The organism is Nonomuraea sp. NPDC059023, assembly GCF_042740095.1.
GTDB lineage: Bacteria > Actinomycetota > Actinomycetes > Streptosporangiales > Streptosporangiaceae > Nonomuraea.
In genome coordinates, this window is sequence record NZ_JBHYIO010000027.1 from 26,100 (window position 1) to 52,447 (window position 26,348).

The 26,348-nt window shown below is 73.4% G+C and carries 22 protein-coding genes; 11 read left to right on the plus strand and 11 right to left on the minus strand.

Going from position 1 to position 26,348, the window contains the following annotated elements:
- Positions 1-36 precede the first annotated feature (36 nt).
- The gene (locus ACFWYW_RS37310) at positions 37-1,488 is read right to left on the minus strand and encodes an aldehyde dehydrogenase family protein (RefSeq protein ID WP_379625556.1); all 1,452 of its coding nucleotides are present in this window, start codon (positions 1,486-1,488) and stop codon (positions 37-39) included.
- A gap of 96 nt (positions 1,489-1,584) precedes the next feature.
- Here ACFWYW_RS37310 and ACFWYW_RS37315 point away from each other — a divergent pair, with 96 nt between their 5' ends.
- The gene (locus ACFWYW_RS37315) at positions 1,585-2,529 is read left to right on the plus strand and encodes a helix-turn-helix domain-containing protein (protein ID WP_379625554.1); all 945 of its coding nucleotides are present in this window, start codon (positions 1,585-1,587) and stop codon (positions 2,527-2,529) included.
- On the opposite strand, the gene ACFWYW_RS37320 is transcribed toward ACFWYW_RS37315, so the two are convergent.
- Positions 2,504-3,298 (minus strand): SDR family NAD(P)-dependent oxidoreductase, encoded by a 795-nt coding sequence (locus ACFWYW_RS37320; RefSeq protein ID WP_379625552.1) that lies wholly within the window; start codon positions 3,296-3,298, stop codon positions 2,504-2,506. The two genes, ACFWYW_RS37315 and ACFWYW_RS37320, sit on opposite strands and share 26 nt — an antisense overlap.
- A 99-nt stretch (positions 3,299-3,397) precedes the next feature.
- On the opposite strand from ACFWYW_RS37320, the gene ACFWYW_RS37325 reads away from it, so the two are divergent.
- Genes ACFWYW_RS37325 through ACFWYW_RS37345 form a run of 5 tightly spaced genes read left to right on the plus strand, consistent with a single transcriptional unit; the run spans position 3,398 to position 8,364 of the window.
- Positions 3,398-3,790, plus strand: coding sequence for a GntR family transcriptional regulator (locus tag ACFWYW_RS37325; RefSeq protein ID WP_379625550.1), 393 nt, complete (start codon positions 3,398-3,400; stop codon positions 3,788-3,790).
- Entirely contained in the window at positions 3,787-4,674 is an 888-nt protein-coding gene (locus ACFWYW_RS37330) for an ABC transporter ATP-binding protein (RefSeq protein ID WP_379625548.1), read from the plus strand. Before ACFWYW_RS37325 ends, ACFWYW_RS37330 begins: the two co-directional genes overlap by 4 nt.
- Complete coding sequence (locus ACFWYW_RS37335; protein WP_379625546.1) at positions 4,671-5,735, plus strand: ABC transporter permease; 1,065 nt, start codon at positions 4,671-4,673, stop codon at positions 5,733-5,735. The genes ACFWYW_RS37330 and ACFWYW_RS37335 overlap by 4 nt, the downstream gene beginning before the upstream one ends.
- A complete protein-coding gene (locus tag ACFWYW_RS37340; protein ID WP_379625544.1) occupies positions 5,732-7,183 on the plus strand; it encodes a S41 family peptidase in 1,452 nt (483 codons plus the stop codon). The genes ACFWYW_RS37335 and ACFWYW_RS37340 overlap by 4 nt, the downstream gene beginning before the upstream one ends.
- A complete protein-coding gene (locus tag ACFWYW_RS37345; protein WP_379625542.1) occupies positions 7,180-8,364 on the plus strand; it encodes an alpha/beta hydrolase family protein in 1,185 nt (394 codons plus the stop codon). The genes ACFWYW_RS37340 and ACFWYW_RS37345 overlap by 4 nt, the downstream gene beginning before the upstream one ends.
- A 2-nt stretch (positions 8,365-8,366) precedes the next feature.
- Here ACFWYW_RS37345 and ilvA read toward each other — a convergent pair whose 3' ends face one another.
- The 5 genes from ilvA to ACFWYW_RS37370 are packed head-to-tail and all read right to left on the minus strand — an operon-like array spanning position 8,367 to position 15,816.
- The gene (gene ilvA / locus ACFWYW_RS37350; RefSeq protein WP_379625540.1) at positions 8,367-9,581 is read right to left on the minus strand and encodes a threonine ammonia-lyase; all 1,215 of its coding nucleotides are present in this window, start codon (positions 9,579-9,581) and stop codon (positions 8,367-8,369) included.
- A 34-nt stretch (positions 9,582-9,615) separates the two neighbouring features.
- Positions 9,616-10,938, minus strand: coding sequence for an FAD-binding oxidoreductase (locus tag ACFWYW_RS37355; protein ID WP_379625538.1), 1,323 nt, complete (start codon positions 10,936-10,938; stop codon positions 9,616-9,618).
- On the minus strand, positions 10,935-12,788 hold the full coding sequence (locus ACFWYW_RS37360; RefSeq protein WP_379641186.1) for an ABC transporter ATP-binding protein: 1,854 nt from the start codon (positions 12,786-12,788) through the stop codon (positions 10,935-10,937). Before ACFWYW_RS37360 ends, ACFWYW_RS37355 begins: the two co-directional genes overlap by 4 nt.
- Positions 12,789-12,794: 6 nt before the next feature.
- Positions 12,795-15,611, minus strand: coding sequence for a type 2 lanthipeptide synthetase LanM family protein (locus tag ACFWYW_RS37365; protein ID WP_379626301.1), 2,817 nt, complete (start codon positions 15,609-15,611; stop codon positions 12,795-12,797).
- Positions 15,612-15,627: 16 nt separating this feature from the next.
- Entirely contained in the window at positions 15,628-15,816 is a 189-nt protein-coding gene (locus ACFWYW_RS37370; RefSeq protein WP_379626299.1) for a DUF6229 family protein, read from the minus strand.
- A 93-nt stretch (positions 15,817-15,909) separates the two neighbouring features.
- Between ACFWYW_RS37370 and ACFWYW_RS37375 the strand changes: the two genes are divergently transcribed.
- Positions 15,910-16,584, plus strand: coding sequence for a response regulator (locus ACFWYW_RS37375; protein WP_379636849.1), 675 nt, complete (start codon positions 15,910-15,912; stop codon positions 16,582-16,584).
- Here ACFWYW_RS37375 and ACFWYW_RS37380 read toward each other — a convergent pair.
- Positions 16,526-17,752 carry a sensor histidine kinase gene (locus ACFWYW_RS37380; RefSeq protein WP_379626295.1) on the minus strand — a complete coding sequence of 409 codons (1,227 nt, stop codon included), beginning with the start codon at positions 17,750-17,752 and terminating at the stop codon, positions 16,526-16,528. The genes ACFWYW_RS37375 and ACFWYW_RS37380 overlap by 59 nt on opposite strands.
- A 71-nt stretch (positions 17,753-17,823) precedes the next feature.
- Positions 17,824-18,210, minus strand: a complete 387-nt coding sequence (locus ACFWYW_RS37385) for a RidA family protein (RefSeq protein WP_379626293.1) — start codon at positions 18,208-18,210, stop codon at positions 17,824-17,826.
- A gap of 172 nt (positions 18,211-18,382) precedes the next feature.
- Between ACFWYW_RS37385 and ACFWYW_RS37390 the strand changes: the two genes are divergently transcribed.
- Positions 18,383-18,982: a nuclear transport factor 2 family protein gene (locus tag ACFWYW_RS37390; protein ID WP_379626291.1), complete on the plus strand. Its 600-nt coding sequence runs from the start codon at positions 18,383-18,385 to the stop codon at positions 18,980-18,982.
- A 29-nt stretch (positions 18,983-19,011) separates the two neighbouring features.
- On the opposite strand, the gene ACFWYW_RS37395 is transcribed toward ACFWYW_RS37390, so the two are convergent.
- Positions 19,012-19,707: a TetR/AcrR family transcriptional regulator gene (locus ACFWYW_RS37395; RefSeq protein WP_379626289.1), complete on the minus strand. Its 696-nt coding sequence runs from the start codon at positions 19,705-19,707 to the stop codon at positions 19,012-19,014.
- Positions 19,708-19,763: 56 nt separating this feature from the next.
- Here ACFWYW_RS37395 and ACFWYW_RS37400 point away from each other — a divergent pair, with 56 nt between their 5' ends.
- Positions 19,764-21,221 (plus strand): MFS transporter, encoded by a 1,458-nt coding sequence (locus ACFWYW_RS37400; RefSeq protein ID WP_379626287.1) that lies wholly within the window; start codon positions 19,764-19,766, stop codon positions 21,219-21,221.
- Between the two features lie 187 nt (positions 21,222-21,408).
- Here the strand turns inward: ACFWYW_RS37400 and ACFWYW_RS37405 are convergent, their stop codons facing one another.
- The gene (locus ACFWYW_RS37405) at positions 21,409-22,452 is read right to left on the minus strand and encodes a hypothetical protein (protein WP_379626285.1); all 1,044 of its coding nucleotides are present in this window, start codon (positions 22,450-22,452) and stop codon (positions 21,409-21,411) included.
- 133 nt (positions 22,453-22,585) lie between these two features.
- Between ACFWYW_RS37405 and ACFWYW_RS37410 the strand changes: the two genes are divergently transcribed.
- Both ACFWYW_RS37410 and ACFWYW_RS37415 read left to right on the plus strand, forming a co-directional pair.
- On the plus strand, positions 22,586-24,889 hold the full coding sequence (locus ACFWYW_RS37410) for a glycosyltransferase (protein ID WP_379626283.1): 2,304 nt from the start codon (positions 22,586-22,588) through the stop codon (positions 24,887-24,889).
- The gene (locus ACFWYW_RS37415) at positions 24,886-26,274 is read left to right on the plus strand and encodes a glycosyltransferase (RefSeq protein ID WP_379626281.1); all 1,389 of its coding nucleotides are present in this window, start codon (positions 24,886-24,888) and stop codon (positions 26,272-26,274) included. The genes ACFWYW_RS37410 and ACFWYW_RS37415 overlap by 4 nt, the downstream gene beginning before the upstream one ends.
- Positions 26,275-26,348 lie beyond the last annotated feature (74 nt).

Consider the following 26,348-nt stretch of genomic DNA (forward strand, 5'->3'; position numbering starts at 1 on the left):
TGAGCTTTACAGCCGCCTCACTCGAAGTCAATCCGCTCAGCGGGGCGCGAGATTGATGTAGACGCCCTTCACCTCCGTGTAGACCTCCAGCGCGTGCGCCCCCATCTCCCGGCCGAAACCGCTGCTCTTGAAGCCGCCCCACGGCGCCGCCGGATCGGGGGTGTGGAGCATGTTGACGAAGACGGTTCCCGCCCGGATGTCGGCCGCCAGCCGGTGGGCCGTGGTCAGGTCGCCGGTCCAGATGGAGGCGGCCAGGCCGTAGGAACTGTCATTGGCGCGCCCGGCGAGTTCGGCCGGGTCGTCGTAGGTGAGGACCGACATCACCGGGCCGAAGATCTCCTCCCTGGCGATGCTCATGTCGTCGCCGACCCCGGCGAAGACGGTGGGCCGGTAGAAGTAGCCGGGACCGTCCACCCGGGCGCCGCCGGTCAGCAGGGAGGCGCCCGCCGCCACGCCCTCGCGTACGCGGCGGTCGACCTGGTCCAGGTGTTCCGCACTGATCAGGGGACCGAGGGCGACCCGCCCGGCCAGGTCGGCGGCTCGTTCCGTGAACTCGGCGGCCCGGCGGGCGTCGACGTAGAAGCGTGAGTACGCCGCGCACACCTGGCCGCTGTTGAACATGGCGCCCTGGACGCACCCGGTCACGGCGCGTTCCATGTCGGCGTCGGCCGCGACGATCACCGGGGTCTTGCCGCCGAGTTCGAGGGTGACGCGGGCCAGGTTGCCCGCCGAGGCCCGCAGGATGCTGCGGCCGGTCTCGGTGGAGCCGGTGAACGACACCTTGTCCACGCCGGGGTGGGCGGCCAGGGCCGCGCCGGTGTCGGGGCCGCCGGTCAGGAGGTTGACGGCTCCGGCGGGGAATCCGGCCCGCTCGCACAGTTCCATCAGTTTGAGCGCGGTCAGCGGCGTCTGCTCGGCCGGCTTGATCACCACGGTGTTGCCGCAGGCGAGCGCCGGCGCGAGCTTCCAGGCGAGGATCATGAGCGGGAAGTTCCAGGGCGTGATGAGCGCGCAGACGCCCACCGGTTCGCGGCGGGTGTAATGCAGGACGTCGGGCAGCGACACCGGGATCGTCGCGCCCTCGATCTTGGTGGTCCAGCCGGCGAAGTAGCGGAAGTGCTCGGCGGTGCCCCGGACGGAGACCTCCCGCGCGACGCCGAGCGGCTGGCCCTGGTCGTGGCTCTCCAGGCGGGCCAGTTCATCGGCGTGGGCGTCGATCAGGTCGGCCAGGTGCCACAGCAGGCGGCCGCGCGCGGACGGCGACATGCGCGCCCAGGCGGGGTCGTCCAGCGCCGTCCGGGCCGCGGCCACGGCGTCACCGACGTCGGCCGCACCGGCGGCGGCGACCGTGCCCAGTTCGGTACCGGTCGCCGGGTCCAGGGTGGCGAACTCGCGGCCGTCGGCCGCCGGGCGCCACGTGCCGCCGATGAACAACCGGCCCGGTGTGCGCAGCCGGGGTGGGGAGGAGCCCTCCAAGGTGATCGTCATGACCTGAGCATGAACGCGGGGCGCCGATCGTGCCTTGTCCGGGAGCATCCATTCGTTGCCTGTTCATGTACGGTTTCCTATATGAGACTCCGGACTATGAGGCTCCGGACGAGCGACGTCCCGGCGCGGGATCGCGAAGAGCTCTGGCGGCACACGGTCGCGCGCTCCTTCGTCCCGCTCGACTTCGAGTTCCGGCGGGGCTGCTCCGGCGAGATCACCGGTCGCAGGATCGGCCCCATCCTCGTCACCGAGGTGAGCGCCGGCCCGCACCGCGCCGAACGCACCGACCGGCACGTCAGGAGCTCGGCCGGCCCCGGCTTCTACAAGCTGAGCCTGCCGGTCAGCGGCCGGGTGCGGATCCGGCAGGACGGCCGTGACACTCCCCTGCTGCCCGGCGACCTCACGATCTACGACACGAGCCGGCCGTACCAGGTCGTCTTCGACGGGACGTGCAGGGTGATCGTGGTGATGTTCCCGCACGGCGAGTTGCGGCTGCCGCAGCGGGCGATGCGCGAGGTCACCGCGCGGCGGATCGCGGGCGGGCGGGGGCTGGGCGGCGTGGTCTGCCCGCTGCTGGTGAACCTGGCCGGCCACCTGGACGAGATCGGCGGCGCGCCCGCGGCCCGGCTGGCCGGCAACGTCGTCGACCTCGTCGCCACGCTGTACGCGTCCTGCGTGGGCGAACACGCCACCGCTCCGGCGCCCCTGCTGCGGGAGCGGGCCGAGTCGGTCATCGCGGCCCGCCTCGGCGACCCCGGGCTCGGGCCCGAGGCGATCGCCGCGGCCTGCCACATCTCCCCCGGCTACCTGCACAAGCTGTTCCGCGCCGAGGGCGTCACGGTGTCGAGGTACATCCGCGGCCTGCGCCTGGAGCGCTGCCGCCGCGACCTGCTCGACCCCGGCTCACGCGAGGTGGCGGTGCGCGCCATCGGCGCGCGCTGGGGGTTCACGGACGCCGCGCACTTCAGCCGCGTGTTCAAGGCGGGGTACGGGCTGGCGCCCCACGAGTACCGGCTCAGCCGCCACGCGGGCGAATGGTGAAGTCGAAGGCCAGCGTGCCCGGGTCGAGCAGGGTGGTGCCGCCGTCGACGGTCAGCACCGCCCCGTTGACGTAGGAGGCCGCGCCGCTCAGCAGCCACACCACGGCGGCGGCCGCCTCCTCCGGAGCGGCGGGACGGCGCTGCGGCACCAGCCTGGTGATCTCGGCGTAGGCCTCCTCGCGGTCGAGCCCCAGCGGCCGCCCGAACTCGCGCATCTCCTCGTCGGCCATCTCGGTGCGCACCCAGCCGGGGCAGACCACGTTCGCCCGCACGCCCCGGGGGCCGAAGTCGGCGGCGATCGTCTGGGTGAGCATCGTGAGCCCGGCCTTGGAGGCGGCGTAGGCCGAAGCGCCCGCGGGCGCCCGCAGCGCCGCGATGGAGCTCACCGCGACGAACGCCCCCGAACTGGCGATGAGGTGCGGGAGCGCCGCCCGCGCCAGCAGGTAGCCGGAGGTGAGGTTCGTGCGCAGGCTGGTCTCCCAGTCCTCGGGCGTCAGCGTGAGCACGGTGCCCGAGCGCATCACCCCGGCGTTGGCCACCACGCCGTCCAGCCGCCCGAAGGTCGCGACCACCTCGGCGACGAGCGCGCCGACATCCTGCTCGGAGGTGACGTCGGCGACGATCGGCAGCGCGCCGGTCTCCGCCGCGACCCGGTCCAGGGCCGACCTGCGCCGCCCGCAGATCACGACCCGCGTGCCGGCGTCCGCCGCTTTGGCCACGGCCGCGCCGATGCCGCTCCCGCCGCCCGTGACGATCACCACGTGTGACACGGCCCCGAGATTATCGCAAATCCTATACGAGCACTACTTTACGCCGCCTTCACATCCATTACCCTAAAGTGCTAGGAGACTAGATAAATGGGAGAACCGGTGATCGAGTTCCATCTGGACGGCCGCTCGGGCGTCTCGCCGTACCTGCAGCTCGTCCAGCAGGTACGGCAGGCGCTCCGGCTGGGCCTGCTACGCGAGGGCGACCAGCTCCCCACCGTCAAGGACGTGGTCGCGAACCTGGCGATCAACCCCAACACGGTGCTCAAGGCCTACCGGGAGCTCGAACACGAGGGCCTGGTGGCGGCCCGGCCCGGCGTCGGCACCTTCGTCACCAGGACGCTGACCGACGCCTCGCTGGCCGCCCACGCGCCGCTGCGCAGGGAGCTGCGGATCTGGCTGGCCAAGGCCCGCCTGGCCGGTCTCGACGACGAGAGCATCGAGGCCCTGTTCATGAACACCTTTCGGACCGCCGCTCAGGAGGACATAGCATGACCGCTGTCCTGCAGGCCCACGAGCTGGGCAGGAGGTACGGCCGGCGATGGGCCCTCAGAGACTGCACCATCGACATCCCGGCCGGCCACGTCGTCGGGCTCGTGGGCCCCAACGGCGCCGGCAAGACGACGCTGCTGAAGATGGCCGCGGGCCAGCTTGCACCGACGTCGGGCAGCATCACGGTCCTCGGGGGCCTGCCCGCGGCCGGTCCGGCCCAGCTGGCCAAGGTGGGATTCGTCGCCCAGGACACCCCCGCGTACGCGGGGCTGAGCGTCGCCGACCATCTCCGGCTGGGCGCCCGGCTCAACCCCGGCTGGGACGCCGCGCTGGCCCGCGACCGGATCGCCGCGCTCGGCCTGGACCCCGCGCACAAGGCGGGCCGGCTGTCGGGCGGCCAGCGCGCCCAGCTCGCCCTCACGCTGGGCCTGGCCAAGCGGCCCCAGCTGCTGATCCTGGACGAGCCCGTCGCCTCGCTCGACCCGCTGGCCCGCCGCGAGTTTCTCCAGGGCCTGATGGAGGCGGTCGTCGAGCACGAGCTCAGCGTTCTGCTCTCCTCCCACCTGGTCGCCGACCTGGAACGCACGTGTGACTACCTGATCGTGCTGGTCGACTCGCGGGTGAGGGTGGCGGGCGAGGCCGACCGGCTCCTGGCCACCCACCACCGGCTCACCGGCCCCCGCCGCGACCCCGGCCGGCTGCCCGCCGACCAGGAGATCGTCAGCGCGAGCCACACCGACCGGCAGAGCACCTTCATCGTGCGCACCGAGTCCCCGATCCACGACCCCGCCTGGACGGTCAGCCGGCTCAGCCTGGAGGACCTCGTCCTGGCCTACATGGAGAAGCCCGCCGAGCCCCGGCGCGCGGCACTGGAGGTCCGGCGATGATCTGGCTGACCTGGCGGCAGTTCCGCGGCGCGGCCGCGATGATGGCCGGGGCCCTGCTCGTCCTGGCCGCCGTCCTGGCCGTGACCGGCCCCGGACTGGCCGCGGAGTACTCCGCCGGCATCACCGCCTGCACCGCCGAACGCGGCGGCTGCGCCCGCTTCTTCGACCGGTTCTTCCAGGAGTACCAGACCCCCTTCGTCCTGGTCACCGCGGTCGGCGTCGGCCTGCCGGCCCTGGCCGGCCTGTTCTGGGGCGCGCCGCTGATCACCCGCGAACTGGAGGCCGGCACACACCTGCTGGTGTGGAACCAGAGCATCACCCGCGCCCGTTGGCTGGCCGTCAAGCTCACCGTCATCGGCCTCGCCGCCGTGGCCGCCGCCGGTCTGGGCAGCCTCGCGGTGACGTGGTGGTCCGGCCCGCTGGACAAGTCCGCCGCGCCGGGGTTCGCGCTGATGGACCCGCTGGTGTTCGGCGCGCGCGGCATCGTCCCCATGGGGTACGCCGCTTTCGCCTTCGTCCTCGGCGTGACCGTCGGGATGCTCGTGCGCCGCACCCTGACCGCGATGGCCGTCACCCTGGCCGTCTTCGCCGTACTCCAGGTCGTCGTGCCACTGCTGGCCAGGCCCCATCTGCAGCCGCCGGTCACCTCGGCCTTCCAGCTCAGCCAGGAGAACGTGGACGTCTTCGGCCTGCCCCGCGACGGAACGAGTCCCCGGGTCGCCCTGGACAATGCCATCCCCGGCCACACCGGCGCCTGGGTCCTGTCCAGCCGGCTCGTCGACCCCGCCGGCCGCCCGATGATCAGCGACGACGCGGGCGCCGTCATTCCGGTCTCCGTGACCTCGGGGCCGTGCGCGCCGCCCTCGATGGCGGCGCCGGGAGAAGGCGGGATGGACGGCTGCCTGGCCGAGGTCAACCGGCTGGGCTACCGGCAGCAGGCCACCTACCACCCCTTCGCCCGGTTCTGGACCTTCCAGGCCATCGAGACCGGCGCCTACGCCCTGCTCACGCTGGGCCTGACGGGCTTCTGCTTCTGGTGGATCAGGAGGCGCCTGTCATGAGCGCGAAGACCGTGGCCGCCGGGCTCGTCCTGCTGCTGACGGCGGCCTGCGCGGGCCAGACGCCGCCGCGCGCCCTGCCCGGCAAGGCGAGCGCCACCGGATCGCCCGCGTGCGCCGAGCCGCCGCGCGGCACACCGCCCGCCGCCGAGACGCCCACCACCGTCGACGTCATCGAGCAGGCCTACCTCTGCATCCTGTCCGCCTACTACGGCGGACCCATGCTGGACCCCCGCACGCTGCTGAACGCCGGATTCGTCGCCTTCACCCAGGAACTCAACCGCAGCGGGCACGACCTGGCCGAGGCCACCATGCCGGCGATGAGCGGCGACCGGGCGGCCGACTGGGCGGCGTTCGAGAAGCTCTACCGGCGCCTCACCGATCTGCTGCCGCAGGACGCGAAGCTGCGCGAGCGGCTGGCCGCCGCCACCCTGGAGGCCATCGTCGCCGCCCTGGACGACAACCACGCCCGCTGGGTACACGGCGTCAAGCGCGCGCCCAGCGCCTACGACGACGAGCAGTACGGCCTGGGGTTCAGGGCGAACCTCGGCTCCCAGACGGGCGGCAACCCCGGCACCGCCCTGCCCCCGCTGTTCGTCACGTCCGTGCTGGGCGGCGCGGCCAAGCGCGCCGGGCTGCGGCCCGGCGACATCATCGAGTCGGTGAACGGCTCCGCCCCCTTCGCCGGAAATGCCGTCACCCCCGCCGCGATCACCGCCCTGTACCCGCGCTATCCGCAGGCCGGCCCGGTCCGGCTGCGGGTGCTGCGCCAGGACACCGGCCGCCGCCGGGAGGTGACGCTGAAGCCCGGCCTGTTCCGGCCCGACCCGGCCGCCATGCGGGCGGTCACCGCCGGACGCCTCGGCGGCGACATCGCCCACGTACGGCTGCGCGGCTTCGGCCCCGACTCCGCCGACCGGGTGCTCAAGGCGATCTCCCGGCTGAACACCGCCCGCGGGCTCGCCGGTCTGGTCCTGGACCTGCGCGGCAACGGCGGCGGCAGCCCCGACGAGGTGAACCGGCTGCTGGGCGCGTTCGCGCACGGCAAGGTCACCGCCTACCAGTGCGCCGCCGACGGAGCCTGCGACACCATGCGCACCGACGACGGCGTCGCGCTGCTCGGCCTGCCGTTCGTGGTGCTCACCGACCGCGCCTGCGCCTCGGCGTGCGAGCACTTCAGCGCCGCGGTCAAGGACCACGGGCTCGGCAAGCTGGTCGGGACGCGGACCGCGGGCGCGGTGTCGGGGCCGGCGCAGCCGTACCTGCTGAGCAACAACACGATGTTGTCCTTCCCGTCGAAGCACCATCGGGCGCCCAACCGCGAGGTGATCGACCGGGTGGGCGTGGCGCCCGACCACTACGTGCCGGCGACTCCGGAGGATGTCGCGGCGGGGCGCGATGCCGCCCTGGCCAAAGCCCTGACCCTGCTGCCGGGAGGACGTGCGTCATGAGCCTGAAGCCGCTGCTGCGAGGTGGGCTCGCCGCCGGGCTCGTGGTGCTGGCCGTCTCGGCCTGCTCGGCCCCGGCAGCGCCCCGGTCGGCCGGGGCCGCTCCGGCGAAGGCGAGCGGGCCCGCCGCGCTGCCCGCGCCCACGGGCAAACATCCGGTGGGAGCCACGATGCTGCACCTGACCGACGATTCGCGGCCCGATCCGTGGGTTCCCGAACGGAAGGCCAGGGAGCTCATGGTCACCGTGTGGTATCCGGCCCGGGAACGTTCCGGGCGGCCGGTGCCGTACATGAGCGCGAAGGAGTCTGAGCTGATCCTGAAGGGAAAGCGGGTGACCGGCTCGCTGTACGACGTGCTGAGCAGGACGCGCACCCACGCCTTCGCGGACGCGGCGCCGGCCGGGCGGGACGGGAGCCTGCCGCTGGTGGTGCTCTCCCCCGGGTTCACGATGCCCAGGAGCACGCTCACGGCTCTGGCCGAGGACCTGGCCAGTCACGGGTACGTGGTGGCGGGCGTCGACCACACCTACGAGAACTACGCGACGACCTTTCCCGGCGGGCGGGTCGCCGACTGCGTGGCCTGCGACGCCGACAGTGATTTCGGGTTCGGGACGAAGGTGACCGGGATCCGGGCGGCCGACGTCTCCTTCGTGCTCGACCGGCTGACCGGGAAGGGCCCGGCGTGGAAGGGCTCCTCGCTGATCGACCCGTCGAAGATCGCGATGGCCGGCCAGTCGATGGGCGGGGCCGGGGCCGTGGCGGCCATGGTGAAGGACTCCCGGGTACGCGCCGGGATCGACATGGACGGCACCACCTACGCCCGCATCCCCAAGGGCGGGCTGGCCCGGCCGATGCTGTTCCTGGGCTCGGCGGGCCACAAGCCGGGCGGCCGCGACATCTCCTGGGACCGTGACTGGAAGCTGCTGACCGGCTGGAAACGCTGGCTCGTGCTGCCGGGCGGCGACCACCAGTCGTTCACCGACCTGCCGATCCTGGCGGGCGCGCTCGGCGTGCGACCGCCGGGCACGCTGACGGCGGCCCGCTCCGCCGAGCTCACCCGCACCTACGTGCGTGCCTTCCTCGACCTGCACCTGCGCGCCGAACCCCAGCCCCTTCTGGAACGGCCCTCGCCCCGCCACCCCGAGGTCGCCCACTGCGCCCCGGCCGCGAAGACCTGCGCCTAGCCTCAGCCGAGGACCAGCCGGTGGCCGTCCCTGCGCAGCGCCGCCAGCGCGTCCTCGGCGTGGTCGGGGCCGCGGGTCTCCAGCTGCAGCTGCACCTCGACCTCGTCCACGTCGAGACCCGAGCCCACACGTTCGTGCACGATGTCCAGCACGTTCACCCGCAGCGCCGCCAGATCGGTCAGCAGGGCGGCCAGGGCGCCCGGCCGGTCGCGCAGCCGCACCCGCACCGCCAGGTAGCGGCCGGCCGCCGCCAGGCCGCGCCGCAGCACGCGGGCCAGCAGCATCGGGTCGATGTTGCCGCCGGACAGCAGCACCACCACCGGCGGCTCGAACGCCCGGGGATGGGCCATCAGCGCCGCCACGCCGACCGCCCCGGCCGGTTCGACGACCTGCTTGGCCCGCTCCAGGCACAACACCAGCGCCTTGGAGATCTCCTCCTCGGTCACGGTGACGACCTTGTCCACCAGGTAGTGGATCAGCTCGAACGGCAGGTCGCCGGGCCGGCCGACGGCGATCCCGTCGGCGATCGTCGGGTACGGCTCCAGCAGCACCGGCCGCCCCGCGGCCAGCGACGGCGGGTAGGCGGCGGCCCGCTCGGCCTGCACGCCGACCACCGTGATGCCGGGCCGCAGCGACTTGGCGGCCAGCGCGAGCCCGGCGGCCAGCCCGCCGCCGCCGATCGGGACGACGATGGTGGCGGTGTCGGGGAGCTGGTCGAGGATCTCGATGCCGATCGTGCCCTGACCGGCGATGACGTCGGGGTGGTCGAAGGGGTGGATGACGACGGCGCCGGTCTCGGCCGCGTGCTCGTGCGCTCTGGCCAGCGCCTCTTCGACGGAGCGGCCGCCCAGCCGTACCTCGGCGCCGTAGCCGAGCGTGGCCTCGACCTTGGGCAGCGCGGCGCCCTCCGGCATGTACACGGTGGACTTGGCGCCGACGAGCCCGGCGGCGAGGGCGACGCCCTGGGCGTGGTTTCCGGCGCTGGCCGCGACGACGCCGCGGGCGCGTTCCCGCTCGGTGAGCCTCGCGATGCGGACGTAGGCCCCGCGCGCCTTGAACGAGCCCGATCGCTGCAGGTTCTCGCACTTGAGGTGGACGGGGCCCGCGGCCAGGTCGGACAGCACCCGCGAGGGCAGCACGGGGGTGCGCACGGTCACCGCGGCGAGCAGTTCCTGCGCCGCGAGGACGTCGTCGAAGGAAACCTGCGGACCGGTCATGCGGGCAAGTCTCCCACCGCGCGGCACCGGCCGATCACAGTGACTGCGCGAATGCGAACAATCCGCCGGGGTCGTAGGCGGCCTTCACCTCTCTCAGGCGTTCCAGGCTCGCGCCGTGGTAGGCGGCGGGCCAGCCGGGCAGGTCGGCGTCGGGGTAGTTGGGGTAGACGCCACGCGTCCAGGGTGACAGCCGCGCCCAGGACGCGCACAACCAGGCGTGGGCGTCGTGCCTGCGCGCATCGGTGGCGCGGAAGCCCACCTGGACGGACTGTTTCAGCAGGAAGCGCGGGGTGCGGTGGGCGAAGGCGCCGCCGCTCGCGCGGGCGATGGCGCCGCCCCAGGGGACGAACTCCAGGTCGCGGATCTCGCCGTAGACGCGGCCGGCGGCCAGCCGTTCCAGCAGGTCGTCGATGGCGGCGCGAGGCAGCGTGCCGGGGAGGAAGCCGGACTTGTTCAGGCGCAGGCCGGGGCGCTCGCCCGGCGGCAGGTCGGTGACGGCGCCCGCGCCGCCGTCGGCGTAGGCGTGGTGGCGGGCGGCGGCCGGGCCGTCCAGGGGGGTGAGGGTGACCCGGTCCAGGGGCGGGAGGTCGGCGAGGACCTTGCGGGCCTGTTCCCTCGTCCCGGCGACGGCGCCGAAGAGCACGGCGTAGGGCTCCTCCTCCGGTTCGTCGCCGCAGATGACCGCGATCTCCAAGTTCACCTCATCGGGCGCCTCCGGCAGGTGGTGCTGCCAGGCCTCGACGAGGTCGGCGGCCCTGGCGTACGGGCAGACGGCCTGGACGGCGGTGATCGGCACGATGGGGCGGGTGCGCAGCGTGACCTCGGTGACGACGGCGAAGTTGCCGCCGCCCGCGCCGCGCAGCGCCCACAGCAGGTCCTCCGGCGCGTCGGTGACCCGTCCGCCGGCCAGGACCACGCGGGCGGCGAGCAGGTGGTCGGCGCCCAGGCCGTACAGGCGGCTGAGCACGCCGTAGCCGCCGCCGAGCACCGCGCCGACCACGCCCACGTCCTGGCACCAGCCGCACGGGACCAGCCGGCCGCGCGCGGCGAGGGCCCCGGCGAGCTCGCCGACGCGTACACCCGCACCGACCTTCACCTCCCCCGCGCCGGTCGCGATGGTCTTCATGGCGGACAGGTCGATGAGCAGGCCGGTGGTGGAGGAGTGGTCGGCGAAGCTGTGGCCGCCGCCGCGCAGCGCGAACGGCATCCCGCGTGAGCGCGCCAGGTCCAGGGCGGCCACGACGTCGGTTTCGGTCGCGCAGCAGGCGATGAGGGCGGGCAGCCGCTCGGTGAGCGTGCCGAGGAACGCCTTGCGTCTGGCCTGGTAGCCGGGCTCGCCGGGGTGGATCAGCTTCACCGGCGGGCCGCCCTGCCGGTCTGCAGGGCGTACAGCTCGGCGTAGCGGCCGTTCAGGGCGAGGAGTTCGTCGTGGGTGCCCTGCTCGGCCACGCGGCCCCGGTGCAGCAGGACGATCCGGTCGGCGTGCCGCACGCTGGTCAGGCGGTGGGTGATGAGCACCACGGTCCGCTCCCCCGCGATCTTGCGCAGCGTCTCGTACACGGCGTACTCGGCCTTGGCGTCCAGCGGCGCGGTCGGCTCGTCCCAGATGAGCAGAGGGCCGTCGCGGAACAGGCCGCGGGCCACCGCCAGGCGCTGCCACTGCCCCGCCGACAGCTCGTGACCACCCCTGAACTGCTTCGACAGCAACGTCCGCCAGCCGTCCGGCAGCTCGGCGACCACGTCGTCGGCGGCGGCCAGCGCGGCGGCCTCGCGCAGGGCGTGGTCATGCGGATCGGGGCGGTCGTGACGGCCCATGCGGACGTTGGTCCTGGCGTCGTGCGGCCAGCGCAGCGGGTGCTGCGGCACCAGGACGACCCGGTCGGCGAGCGAGGCGGGGTCCAGGGCGGCGGTGTCGAGGCCGTCCCAGCGCAGGGCTCCGGTGCCGGGACGGTAGAGGCCGGCCAGGAGCCTGGCCAGCGTGGTCTTGCCGGAGCCGTTCTCGCCGACCAGGGCGATCGTCTGGCCCGCGTGGATGGTGAGGTCGATGTCGTGCAACGCCGGGTGGGCGCTGCCCGGGTAGGTGAAGCCGACGCCGTGCAGTGTGAGGCGTTCCGGTGAGCGGGGCGCCGCCGTACCGCCGGAAGGGGCGCGGCGGGCGTGGGCGTCGGCGAGGAAGTCGTGGTAGTCGGCCACGTACATGAACTGCTCGAACAGCTGGTTGGCGGCCTGGGCGAGCTGCTTGAGCGCGGTCGCGGCCACCCGGACCGCTATCACGGCCGTCCCGGCCGCGGCCAGCGCGATCCACCCGGAGTGCAGCATCAGCCCGAGTACGGCCAGCACCCCCGCCATGGCCAGCCCGCCCGCCGCGCGCCCGGCCGCCCTGACCCGGGCCATGGACAGGCCCACCCGGGTCTCGGTCTTCTGCAGGAGGTTCGCCACCTGCCGGTACTCATCCAGCACGTACGGCTGCGCCTGGCAGGCCCGTACCTCGGCCGCCGGTTCGCGTTCGGTGGCCAGGTCGGCCAGCATGTCGACCCGCCTGTTGAGCGTGACCATCTCGCGCATGCCGCCGTACCCGTGCCGGGCCGCCCTGAGCACCGCCCATCCCTCGGGGATCACGCTGAGCACGAGCAGCGGCACGAGCAGCGGATGCAGGACGGCCAGCCCGGCGGCGGCCGCGGTCACCCCGCAGGCCGCGCCGAGCAGGTCGATGGTGTTGGCCACGGCGCGGTCCAGGTGGAACAGGCCGCGGTCGCGGGCCCGGTGCAGGCCGTCGTAGAAGTCGACGTCGTCGAAGTCGGCGAGCTGCACGCCGAGCGCGGCGGCGAACAGCCGTTCCTCCGCGGCCCGCCGCAGCGCGGGCTCCAGCCGCGCCCTGGCCAGTTCGACCGCGGCCTCGGCCGCCGCGCGCAGCGCCACGATCGCGGCGACGAGCGCCAGGCCGGGCACGGCGGCGGCCAGCCGTTCCGGCGCGGCCCCCTCGGCCAGCAGGTCGTCGAGCACCGAGGCGGTGGCCAGCAGCCCGCTGGCCGTCGCGGCGCCCGCGGCGAGCTGCAGGGCGAGGATGACCAGCGCCGGGCGGCGCCCGCTGTGCCAGATGAGGCGCAGTACGGGCGCGGTCAGCGCGGGCAGGCGGCGCAACGTGCGCCGCGAGGCCGGGTCGGGACGGTCCAGGTGCCAGTAGGGGGCGACGAGGTCATCCTCCACGCGATCTCACTCCAGGTCCGGGAGCAGGACGGACGGCAGCTCGCTGCCCGGGTGCGCACGCAGCAGCTGGTAGGCGACCCCGCCGAGGCCGGGCAGCAGGCCGGGCGCGAAGGCGTCCCTGGCCAGGCCGCTGATCGGGCCGTTGGTCTCCAGGCTGCCCAGGATGTGGGCGAGCAGGGGCTCACGCCCGACCGGCGCGACGCCGGCGGCCCGCGCGTGCTCGATCACCTCCCAGGATCCGAGGTCGCCGTGGCAGAGCGTGTGGTTCCAGCCGGTGCCGTCGGCCCAGCAGGAGTCGGCGGCCCTGGCCAGGCGTTCGCGCCACGGGTCGCCGCCCCGGCGGGCGAGCTGGTCGGCGGCGACGATGCCGACCCCGCCCGCGCCGTGGCACCAGGCGGCGGCGGTGTGGCCGTCGCCGCGCAGGTCGAGCCAGCCGCGCTGGTCCTGGTCGTAGAGCGTGTCCTCGTAGGCGAAGGCGGCGTCGGCCAGGTCGCCGCGGCCGGGCAGGCGCGACAGGGCCCAGCCGATTCCGGTGGCGCCGTGCGCGAGACCGCCGAGTCCTTGGGGGAAGCGGGGGCTGGGCCAGCAGACGCCGCCCTCCCGGTGCTCGGCCAGGTCGGCCAGGCGGGCGCCGATCGATGCGGCCAGTTCGCTCCAGCGGGGTTCCGCGGTCCGCGCGGCCAGGTTCAGCAGGGGGACGATGGCGCCGGCCATCCCGGACAGCAGGTCGTAGGCGTCGTCGGCCTCGATCGCCGGGGGCAGCAGGGCGGCCTGCGCGCGGGCGCGCTCCAGTGCCTCGTCTCCCACGGCGCCGAGCGAGCGCAGGAGCAGCCAGCCCCACACCTGCGAGGCGATGCCCAGGTAGGCGCCGGGCGGCTCGGGCCGCAACGGGATGCCCTCCTGCCGTTTCTCCGCGTCGCGGTCCTCGGCCAGGCGGATGGTGCGCAGCAGTGCCGCCCGCAGGCCGCTCAGGTCGTCGATGGGGTCGGCCCGGCCCGCCGCGCTCTCCGTCAGGTAGGCGCTCACCAGGATGGCGACGCCGTGGGCGCCGCCGTACAGGTCGGCGGCCAGGGGTTGCACGGCCCAGCCCGTGGGGGTGAGCAGGGGCGTGATCCAGGTGACGGTGCCGTCGCCGCCGCGTACGGCGCTGCCGAGCACGCCGCGCATGATGCCGGCCGCGGCCGTCCTGCGGCGCGACTCCAGCCGGTCGGTACGGATCACGCCGGGCGACAACCCCTGGTCCTCCGGCATCCAGCCCTCGTTGAGGTAGGCGCTGACCAGGGCCGCCTGCGCCACCCCGCGGTCCAGGGCGTGGTCGCGGGCCCGCCAGCGGGCCACCGCGTCGGCGACCAGATCCAGCTCGGGCCCGCACCGGGTGCCGGCCGGGCCGCGCAGCATGCCCTCGCGCGGCGTGGTGTCGAACATCGGGATGTCGCCGTGGCACAGCTCGTCCACCTCGGCGGCGATGATGGCGGCGTCTCCCGGCGCGCCGGGCACGTTCTCCGACATCTTGGCCAGCAGGGCGGCGGCCTTGGCGCGGGCGCCCGCCTCGTCGTGCAGCGCGACCGGGTGCCACAGCATGCGGCCCAGCTCGGCGTAGGACTCGGTGGAGCGCAGCACCGCGCGGACCGGGCAGTCGGCGAAGCCCGCCAGCAGCGGCTCCAGCTTGCCCGAGCGGTCGAGGTCGGCCAGGCGGGCGTCGAGCTCGTCGAACCCGGCGATGATCGCGTCCCAGTAGTGGCCGAGCACCGGCTCCGGGCTGGGGTGGTTGGCCGCCGGGGGCAGGTCGACCCGTTCCGTGCCCATGCGGGGGCTGTCGGTGCCGGCGCCGAGCACGACGGGCAGCTCGACCTGCGGCTGCTGCCCGGGGAGCGCGCCGGCGGCCGACATGTCCACGCCGCGCCAGCCCAGGGCCACGCCGCGTCCCGGCAGCAGGCCGGTCCGCATCACCGAGGCGTCCACCAGCTCCACGGCCAGGTCGACGGCCTGGCCGTAGCCGGAGGGGCGGGCCTTGGCGTGCGGGGCGAACAGGCTCTCGCAGTCGACGACCACGGGCTGCGGGCCGGCCGCGATGAGGTTCTCGGCGTGCAGGTCGCTGCCGCCGAGCAGGCGCATGAGCGCCAGCCAGTGGCCCATCCCGGTGTAGAAGGCGCGCAGTTCGCCGTCGCCAGCGCAGTGGCGGTGCCCGATGTGCTCGGCCCAGCCGTACTCCTGCCTGGTCACGACCGCGGGCACGCGCATGGAAGGCACGTCCAGATGCGTGAGCAGCTCGGCCAGTGCCGCGTCCACGGCCAGCGAGCGCGGCTTGTAGATCACGCGGCCGTCCGCGCCGCGCAGCAGGATGACGCTCTGCCCGCCGCGGTGGCTGTCGCCCGCGCCGAACTCGACGTGCTCCAGCTCCCCTTCCGGCGCGCCGGGCAGCGTGGACAGCGCCGCGCGGTCGGCGGCGAAGCGCGCGGCGAACCGGTACGCGGCCGCGCAGCGGTTGCCGATCACCGTCATGAGCCGCGCCGTCATGCCGGGGTACGGCCCCGCCAGCGCCTGCCAGAACGCCGGTCGCGCCACGGCGTCCTTCCACTCCAGCCAGCGTTCCTCCGAGGTCGCGGCGCTCAGCTTCCCGGACAGGCGCGCGGCGTTCAGCTCCAGCACCAGCACTCTGGTGATCTTGCGGCGGACGTCCTCCTCGACGCACTGCGCGGAGCCGGCCAGGATGGCGGCGCGCTCGGCCGCGGCGAGGCCGGTGAGCGACCCCAGCCGGGCCTCCAGACCGGACAGCGGTGCCGCGATCAGCGGGTCCAGCGGGGGATCGAACTCACCGGCCATGTGCTCCCGTCCCCGCTCAGCAGCAGTAACGGGTACGCGAGCCCGAGCAGGCGGTCCCGCACTTTCCTGAGTGGCCGGGGCCGGTCATGGTGATCTCGGATTCGGCGTACATGCCGGGCAGCAGGGGGCCGACGGGGCTGTCGGGCTCTTCGCCCGTCCTCCAGGCGAGGATGATCTCTTCGGCCCTCTCGAGCGTGACGGTCATGCTTGCTCCTTTCTCGGACTTGGCGCCATGTTCTGCCGACAGGTCCGTCACCGATAGGCGTCATAACTGCGCACTTGACACGACATTCCGGATATGGGAAAGACAGGAGTGATCACCCTTTCTGTGATTGACGATGACCGCATGCTCATCGATGGGCTGACGGCGTGGCTGGAGGGCGTACCCGACGTCCGGCTGACCGCGTGCGCCGCGACCGTGGCCGAGCTTCTGCGCACCGAACCCGCCCCCGCCGACGTGGTCCTGCTCGACCTGCTGCTGGCCGACGGCTCCGACCCGGTCCAGAACGTCCGCACGCTGGCGTGCCTGCGCCGGCGGGTGCTCGTGGTCAGCGTGGTGACCTCGGGCGACATGGCCGTGCAGATGATCGACGCCGGGGCCTGCGGCTACCTCACCAAGGACCACGACCTGGCCGCCCTGCTGGCGAAGGTCAGGGAGGTGGCCGAGGACGGGGTGGCCCTGTCGCCCGAGCTGGCGCTGGGCTGGCTTGCCGCGCGCGACGGCGAACGGCCCGTCCTGTCCCCGCAGGAACGCGCCGTCCTGCTCGCCTACGCCTCCGGCATGACGCTGGCCGCCGCCGCCAGAAGCGCCGGGGTGCAACCGGGCACCGCCAAGAACTACCTGGAGCGCGTCAAGGACAAGTACCGCAAGGCGGGCCGTCCCGCCTACACCAAGCTGGAGCTGGCCACCCGGGTCAGAGAGGACGGCCTGGCCACCGGAGCTCCACGCACACCCCTTCACCGGGGGCCGTGATGATCTCCGCGCTGCCGCCCGCCTCGGCCATCCGCCCGACGACCGAGGAGCGCAGCCCGTAGCCGGGCTCGGCCAGGTCCGGGGCGAAGCCATGGCCGCGATCGACCACGCGTACGGTGACCACCCCGTCCACCTCGACGGCGGTGAGCCAGGCCGCCCGCTCGCCGGAGTGCCTGGCCACGTTGTTGAGCGCCTCCTCGGCCGCCTCCGCCATGGCCACCGACACCGCCGCTGGCAGGTCCTCGGGCAGCGCCTCGGCGGCGTAGCGCACGCAGAGTCCCAGGCCGGCCGCCCTGGCCACCGCCCGTGCCAGGCCGTTGCTCAGCCCGTTGGCGGGTCCCGCGGCGTCCTGGCTGATCAGGGCCCGGACATAGGAGGCGTCGGAGGCGCACCGGCGGCGTACCTCCTCGGTGTGGTGGTCGAGGCCGCCGCGGGCGATCGCGGTCAGCGTGGCCAGCACGGTGTCGTGCAGTTGCCGGAAGTGGGCGAGCCTGGCGTGCTCGGCCACCCGTTCCGCCACCCGTTTCGCCTCCGTGGCCAGCCGCTGCTCGGCCAGGCCGTCCAGCCGCGTGGCCTGGGCGGCCAGGTAGCGGCGGATGAAGAAGACGATGATCGCGAACCAGACGTAGCTGTTGACCCGGACCGCCAGCTCCAGCAGGAACGGATAGCGCTGGCCGAGGTCGGCGGCGTGCGCGAGCGCGTACACGATGATCGGGGGCAGCAGGGCGGCGAAGTGGATCGCGCGGCGGCTGACCGCGCCGATCAGCGCGCCCGTCGCCAGCAGGGCGTGCGAGGACCAGTTGGACACGCACGCGGCGGAACCCGGCAGGCACGCGGCCGTCACCGCCACCATGAACGCGCAGGTGGCCGCCACGTCGATGACCACCGCCAGCGGCGCGAACCAGCCCCGGCGGGCGACCCAGCGGAACAACGTCACGTTCCACGCCAGCGCCAGGGCCAGCAGGGCGGCGTTGCGGCCGCGATCGGTGAACAGCGCCTCGGCGGCCAGCAGGCTCGCGGCGGCCGGCAGCAGGTAGCTGGCCCGCTGCAACAGCAGCAGCATCGCCACGAACCTGCACACCCGCTCCCGGCTGGGCCGCGAGGCCAGGAACAGCGGATCGCGCCAGCCCAGGGAGCCCCGCCCGCCCGCCGGGGGTGGAGAGTGCATGGCAGGGCCGTCCTTCCGCCGATCCGCCTGAAGGATCTCCGCGCGGCGATCGGGCGTCAAGCGGCACCGGATCAGTCGAGGACCGCGATCGCCTCAAGCTCGACCAGGTGCTCCGGTACGTCCAGCGCCGCCACGCCGATCAACGTGCCCGGCGGCACCGGCGTGCCACCCAGCTTCCCCGCCGCCCGCGCCACGCCCTCCAGGAACAAGGGCATCTTGTCGGGGGTCCAGTCGACGACGTAGACGGTGAGTTTCGCCACGTCGTCGAAGGTGCCGCCGGCTCCGGCCAGGGCGGTGGCGACGTTCAGATAGCACTGCTCGACCTGGGCGGCGAGGTCGCCGCCGTCCCAGGCGACCTGGCCGGCGACGAAGACCATCCTCGTCCCGGTCGCGATCGACACCTGCCGGTAGGCGTCGATCTCCGGCAGTCCGCTGGGGTTGACCAAGGTGATGGGCATGCCCGCCTCCGTACTCTCTCGTGGTTACTCGGACACCGTAGGAGAGTGGCGACTGACATGGAAGAACGCACTTTCTGGAGACTGAGGAACCCTTTGGTGACCCAGGTTGTCACGCCCATGCGACCTATGCTAGCTATAACATCCTATGCTGATCGACATAGGAGCTGAATCCATGACGAGCGACGACCTTCTCCACCGCCTGCGGGTGCTGGAGGACCGCGAGGCGATCCGCGACGTGCTCTACCGCTACGCCCGCGGCGCCGACCGGTGCGACCTGGAGCTGTTCAAGTCCTGTTACTGGCCCGACGCCGTCGACTGCCACTGGTTCTTCAACGGCAACGCCCACGCCTTCGCCGACTACGTGATCTCCCTGCTCGCCGAGCTGCGCACCTCCCAGCACTCCATCACCAACCCGATCATCGAGCTGGACGGGGACCGGGCGTTCGCGGAGTGCCAGTGGTACGTGCTGCACCGGATGGAGCTGGGCGACGGCTCTGGCCGACTCCTCGACCAGCAACTGGAAGGCCGTTACGTCGACGTGTTCGAACGCCGGGACGGCGAGTGGCGGATCCTGCGCCGCCAGACGGTGACGGAGGCGGGGCGCGAGTTCGTGGTCGAGGACCTGAACGCGGGAGTCCCCGACGACCTGCCCATCGCGGGCCGCCGCGCACCCCGCGACATCGTGTACGCCGGGATGGACATCCTCGGCATGGAGGTCATAGCGATCGACGGCATGGACCTGTGGGAGATGGCCCGCGCCCGCCACCGCTGACCACGGCCCCGTCGCGGCGACGCGGGTCCTCAGGACCGGTAGGACTCCAGGCCCGCCAGGAGGAAGTCCATGCCCCGCGTGAAGTGGGCGTCCCAGCCGGCGCCGGCGCCCGGCGGGTGCGCGGCGAGCGCCGGATAGAGGTCCGCGCGCCGCTGGATGTGCTCGCCGAGCGCGCGGCGGGAGCCGCCCTGGTCCTCCCGCCGCCAGGCCGCCTCGACCGAGGCCGTGCCGATGACGTAGTTGCTGACGGCCGCGGCCGCCGACGACAGGTTGAGCCCGGAGAAACCGGCCGAGACCAGGGCCGCGTGCACGAACTCGGCCCGCGCCAGAGCCTGGGGCCCCATCAGCGGACGGCTGCTGGCCAGCGGCCCCGCCCACGGATGCCGCAGCAGGGCCGCCCGCAGCCCCTCCATGAACGCGGCGAGATCCTCCCGCCAGGACAGGTGATCGGGCAGCGCGACCTCGCCGAACACCTCGTCGAGCGCCAGGTCGAACAGCTCGTCCCTGGTCGCCACGTACCAGTAGAGGCTGGTGGCGTGCACGTCCAGCGCCTCGGCCAGGCGCCGCATGCTCAGCCCCGCCATGCCGTCACGATCCAGCGTCTCGACCGTGGCGGCCACGATCCGCTCGCGGGTCAGCGACGGCGAGCGCTGCGCGGCGGGCGGTTCGCGCAGCCACACGCCGCCGGGCATCGTAGCGGCGCCCTGCGGACGCTTGGGGCTCATGCGCCCATGCTAGTAGCCCTACACTGTAGGAGTAATCCAACACTGTAGGAGGAAGTATGGAAGGACACCCGAGACGCTGGGCGATCCTGGTCGCCATCTGCGCCGCGCTGCTGGTGATCGTGATGGACAACACCGTCCTGCACGTCGCCCTGCCCGCGATCACCGCCGCGTTCGGCGCCACCGCCGCGCAGCAACAGGCGATCGTCGACGCCTACGTGATCGTCTTCGCCGGTCTGCTCATCGCCGCGGGCGCCGCCTCCGACCGCTACGGCCGGCGGCGCGCCATGGTCATCGGGCTGACCGTGCTCGGCCTGGCCTCCGCCGCCGCCGTCGCCGCGCCTTCGACGTGGTGGCTGATCGGCGCCCGCGCGCTCATGGGCGTCGGCGCCGCCCTGGTCATGCCGGCCACGCTGGCCGTCCTCGTCCAGGTCTTCCCCGCGCGCGAACGGCCCAAGGCCTTCGCCGTGTGGGCGGCGGTCGCCGCCGTCGCGATGGCCGCGGGGCCGGTGCTCGGCGGGTACCTGGTGGACGCGTGGAGCTGGGCGGGCGTCTTCCTGATCAACGTGCCGCTGGCGGGCGTGGCCGTACCGGCGATCCTGTGGCTCGTCCCCGAGTCGCGCGACCCGCGCGCCCGCCCCGTCGACCCCCTCGCCGCCGTCCTGGTCACCGCCGGCATGGTCGCCCTGACCACCGCCATCATCGCGCTCGGCGAGCACGGCCGCCTCTCGCCGCTTGTCCTCACCTGCGCCGGGGCCGCCGTCCTCGCCCTCGCCGCCTTCGCCTGGCGCCAGCGGCGGGCGAGCACGCCGGTCGTCGAGTTCTCGCTCTATCGCGACCGGCGCTTCGCCGGAGGCAGCGCCGCGGCCGCCCTGCTCACCGTCGGCACCGGCAGCGCGCTGTTCGTCCTCACCCAGTACCTGCAGCTCGTCCTCGGCTACGACGCGCTGCGGGCGGGACTCGCGGTGATGCCTTTGGCCGCGGGCACCGTCCTCGGCTCGGCGGCCGGCGCCCGCGTGCCCTCCCGCATCGGCCCCCGCGCCACGATCGTCATCGGGTTCGCGATCACCGCCGCCGGTTTCGCGCTCCTCGCCGCCCTCACTCCCGGCAGCCCCTACCCGCTCGTCGCCGCCGGACTCCTGCTGGCGGGCGCCGGCACCGGGCTGGCGGGGCCGTCCACGACGACCACGGTGCTCGGCGCCGTCCCGCCCGAGCGCGCGGGCATGGGCTCGGCGCTCAACGACACCCACCAGCAGCTCGGCATCGCGCTCGGCGTCGCCGTCCTCGGCAGCCTGCTCGCCGCCGCCTATCGCGCGGGCCTGCCCGCCGCCGTCCCCGAGGCCGCGCGCGCCTCCCTGGCCGCGACCCTCACCCACGACACGGTACGTCTCGACGCCGCCCTCACCACGGCCGCCAGGGAGGCCTTCACCGGCGCCCAGACCCTCACCATGCTGACCGCCGCCGGCTGCGCCCTCATCGGGGCGGCCATCGCCGGAACCGTCCTGCGCCGGGACTGACCCCCACCATGGCCGACACCGGCCGCATGCTCACCGCCTGGGCAGCCCGCCCCCGACGCTCACAGCGACCCGACCACGGCGTTGACCGCCGCCAGCAGCGCACCCCCCACCAGCGCGACCACCAGAACCACACAGACAATTCTCGCCCAGGACTGCACCCCGCCATCCTGCCGCCGAAACGCCCAGGTCACAACCTGGCCGATCTCCTCGGCCCGGCCCGCTTGTCCAGGACCTTGAGCACGGGGTCGCCCGGCCGCACCACGAAGGCGTCGCCGTCCGTACGCCCGGCGTCGCACCAGGCCCAGACCACGAACCCGACCACCCCCGCCGCGAACTGCGCCGACATCTTGACCGCGTAGGCCCTGGCCCGGCCGCGCAGCCCGCCGGTCTCCCTCGGGTCGATCCCCGCCTCGCCCACGAACAACGGCTTGTCCAGCGCCCTGCACTGCGCCAGCCGGATGGCCAGCCCGTCGAACTCGTTGCCCGGAATGGCCTGGTCCGGCTCGTGGTAGTCGTGGTACTCGCACACGTCCAGCGCGGGTGAGGCGTAGACCTCCTGGTAGTTGTGGGCGGCGGTGCCGCACTGGCCGCCGCCCATGGTGCCGAGCGTGAGCAGGTGCGCGGGCGAGGCGGCCTTGGCCACGGCGCCCACGTCGTCGGCGAAGTCGCGCAGCGCCTCGGTCGCGCCCGGGCCGCACGCGGCGGAGGCGTCCGGCTTGGCCTCCGCCTCGTTCACCAGCGTCCACATCGCGATCGCCGGGTCGTGACGGTAGCGGCGCACGGCCTCGGCCACCCAGTCGCGGTAGGAGACGGTGCCGCCGGGGTCGATCTCGCGGTAGCCGCCGCGGTACCAGCTCTCGGTCTTGTAGCCGCTCCACTCGCATTTGCCCCATTGGTCGGTCAGCACGGGCAGCACCTTCACCCCGTGCCGGCGCGCGGTGGCCAGCATGCGGTCGAGCGCGCGCCAGTCGCGCCTGCCGTCCTTGGTGGCCAGCCGCTGGAAGAACCAGACGCGGATGACGTTGCCCCGCATCTGGCGCAGCGACCTGCCCAGCGACATGGGATACCAGCAGTTTCCGTCGCTGGCGGCGTTGTAGACGTTCAGCCCGGCCATGACGTACGGCCTGCCGTCGAGCGTCAGCCGGGTCCCCTCGGCGCGCACGAACCCGGGCCCGGGACCCGGCACCACCGGCAGGAGCGCCATCAGCATCCCCACCATCCACACGCCCATCGCCATCCCCCTCGCGTTGTCGGCGCGTCCCCCGTCCAACCTGCGGAAACGCCGTATAGCCTGCCCGTTGATCCACTCTGCCTGACATGAACCGTCAGGTCGAGTAAGTCCGAGCCTGCGTCTGGAGATGCTGGTGAGCTTGGCCGTGGTGATGCCCGCCTATTGCGAAGAGGGCAGCCTGGAATCGACGGTTGTGGACTTCCTGACCGTCCTGGACGGAACCGATCACCAGGTGATCGTGGTGAACGACGGCTCGTCGGACGCGACGGGCGAGGTGGCCGAACGGCTGGCCGAACAATTTCCCGGCCGGGTACGCGTGATCCACCACCCCGCCAATCAGGGGTACGGCGCGGCCGTACGGACCGGCATCCAGGCCGCGCTGGACTCGACGGACGCGGAGCTGATCTTCCTGACCGACTCCGACGGCCAGTTCCGCGCCCGGCAGCTGCCCTGGTTCGTGGAACTGGCCGGCGCCGAACGGGCCGACGCCGTCATCGGCTACCGCTCGCGCCGCGCCGACCCGCCCGCGCGCCGGATGTTCGGCTGGCTGTGGACGCGCCTGTGCCGGGCGCTGCTGCGCATCCGCGTGCGTGACATGGACTGCGCGTACAAGCTGCTCGACCGGCGGCTGCTGGAGAACGTCACCCTGCGCGGCGACGCCGCCACGATCTCGCCCGAACTGCTCGCCAAGATCCAGGCCAGGGGCGCCCGCGTGGTGCAGCGGCCGGTGGACCATTTCCCGCGTGAGCACGGCCACCAGACCGGCCTGCGCCCGGCGGTCGTGCTGCGCTCGCTGCTGGGCCTGGGGCGGCTGTGGGCGAGCATGTTCCGCCACAGCCCGGCCGGGCGGGCCGCGCAGCGGCTTTTCCGCCCGCATGACGTGGCGCTGGCGTGGCTGACCGTGGCCGCGATCGCGCTGTCGGTGGCCGGGGGCGTGTACTTCGCCGACGTGCCGCTGTCCTATCCGGACGCCGTCTCGCACCTGCTGATCTCACGCCGGGTGCTGGAGTCGCCGACGCCGGGATTCGCGCAGCTGGGCGGCGTCTGGCTGCCGTTCCCGCACCTGGTGGCGTTGCCGCTGGTCTGGGTGGATTCCTGGTATCTGTCCGGCCTGGCGGGCTCGATCATCTCGATGACGGCCTACGTCCTGACGACCCGCTACCTGTACAGGACCGCGCGCCTGCTCACGCACAGCCGGGCCGCGGGCCTGACGGCGGGCGGGGTGTTCATGCTCTGCCCGAGCGCCCTGTACCTGCAGAGCACGCCCATGACCGAACTGCCGCTGCTGGCGTGCCTGGCCGCGGCCACCTACCACCTCACCCGCTGGTGCCGTACCTGGGCGCCGCGGCACCTGGCCGCGGCCGGCGTGGCGTCGCTGCTGGCCACGCTCACCCGGTACGAGGCGTGGTTCTTCGTCCCGACGGCGGCGGCCGTCGTGATCGCGATCACCTGGACCCGCTCGCCGCGCGGCAGCAGGCTGCGCAGAGCCGAGGCGCACGTGATCTTCTACGGGCTGCTCGCCTGCGCGGGCATCGCGGGCTGGCTGGCGTGGAACACGATGATCTTCGGGGATCCGTTCTTCTTCCACCGCGGCGAGTTCTCCAAGCCCTCGCTGTGGGTGTCGGGCACCGAGGTCACGACCGGCGACTGGATGTTGTCGGCGCTCACCTACGCCTACGCGGTCGTGGGCAACATGGGGCCGGTGCTGCCGGTGCTCGGGGTGGCCGGGCTGGCCGTACACCTGATGCGGCGGCGCTCGCCGGTGCCGCTGGCGCTGCTGGTGTTCGCGCCGTTCTTCGTGTACGCCCTCTACGGCGGCCAGCGCCCGCTGCACGTGGAAGAGGTCACCGGCAGCCTGTACAACGTCCGCTTCGGCCTGGTCATGCTGCTGCCCGTGGCGCTGTTCGGCGGCGGTCTCGCCGCGGAGGTCAGGACCCTCGTCACCGCCCTGCGGCTCAGGATGGCCCGCGTGCCCGCCGCCCGGCTGCGCACGCTGGGCCACGTCTTCGCCGGCGCGGTGGTCGTCGCCTGCGCGGTGACCGCGGCGGCCTCCGGCATCGACACCAGGCGCGAGGCCGAGGCCTTCCGCGCGACCGGCGTCGAGCGCGCCAACAGCACGGCCGCGCAGTGGCTGCGCACGCACTACGACGGCGGCCGCGTGCTCATGGCCTCCTTCGGCAACGAGACCATGACGTTCGACTCCCACCTGCCGCTGTCCTCGATCCTGTACGAAGGCAGCTTCCGCCGATGGGAACCGGCGCTGCGCGACCCGGCGGCCAGCGACGTGCGCTGGATCCACCTGCGGCGCACACCGGGCCACCAGGACCCGGTGTGGCGGGCGCTGGGCGAATCGCCCGAGCTGAACCGCTACACGCTGGTCTACGAGGACGCGTACCGGCGTATCTACCGCTTCTCCGGCATCGGGAGTTCGGCATGACCCAGCGGACCCTGCCCACGACGGCCGTACCGGAGAGCGGCAGCGCCCGCCGGCTCCTGAGCCGCGGCCAGGCACTGGCCGCGGCCGGCGCGGCGCTGCCGGCGGGCGCGGCCGCGATGGCCGACCCCGCCCTGACCGGTCTGGTGCTGACCGCCGCGGCGAGCGTGCTCTACGTCGCCGTCATCGCGTTCAAGGTGCTGCTGACCTACGGGCACGACCGTTCGCACGTGATGCGGTTCGGTCCGGGGGAACTGCCGCCGGACGACGAGCTGCCCGTGTACACCGTGCTGGTGCCGCTCTACCGTGAGAGCAACATCCTGCGCGCCCTGCTCGAACGGCTGGCCGCCCTCGACTATCCGCACGATCGGCGGCAGATCCTGCTGCTGGTCGAGGAGGACGACGAGGAGACCAGGGACGCCCTGCCGGGCGAGCTGCCGCCGGGTTTCGAGGTCGTGGTGATCCCGGCCGGGCACCCGCGTACCAAGCCCAAGGCCTGCAACGTCGGGCTGCGGCACGCGCGCGGCGAGTTCTGCGTCATCTTCGACGCGGAGGACCAGCCCGAGCCCCTCCAGCTGCGCAAGGCGGTGGCGGCCTTCCGCAGCTCGCCGCGGTGGATGGTGTGCGTGCAGGCCGAACTGCAGTACTGGAACCCGTGGACGAACTGGCTGACCCGCTGCTTCGCCGCCGAGTACGCCCACAACTTCGGGCTGTTCCTGCACGGTCTCGACCGTTTCCGGCTGCCGATCCCGCTCGGCGGCACCTCCAACCACTTCCGCACCAGTGCCCTGCGCGACCTCGGCGCCTGGGATCCGTACAACGTCACCGAGGACGCCGACCTCGGCATCAGGATCGCCAGGCGCGGCTGGAGCGTGCGCATGATGGAGTCGGTGACGCTGGAGGAGGCCAACTGCCGGCTGGGTAACTGGCTGCGCCAGCGCAGCCGGTGGATCAAGGGCTACTGCCAGACCTGGCTGGTCCACATGCGCGCGCCGGTGCGGTTGTGGCGCGAGCTCGGCCCGCGCGGCTTCGCCGCCTTCCAGCTCGCCGTCGGCTTCTCCACCCTCACCACGCTGCTCAACCCGATCTTCTGGGCGATGACCGCGCTCTACCTCGTCGCCGGCTCGGGCCCGATCGCCGGGTTGTTCCCCGGCCCGGTCCTGTACACCGCCGTGGCCTCGATGCTGGCGGGCAACCTGCTGCTCATGCACGGCTACATGGCGGGCTGCCTGGAGCGCGGGCTGCACGCGGCGGTGCGGACGATGTTGTTCGTACCGGTCTACTGGGCGCTGATGAGCGTCGCCGCCTACCGCGCCCTCTGGCAGCTGCTACGGCCCAGCCGCCGCCACTACTGGGAACTGACCGAGCACGGCCTCATCGACGCCTGATCACGAAGCGCCCGCCGGAACGCGGATCCGTCCGGCACCACCGCGGAGGAGGACCTCAGACGGCTGGCCGGCCT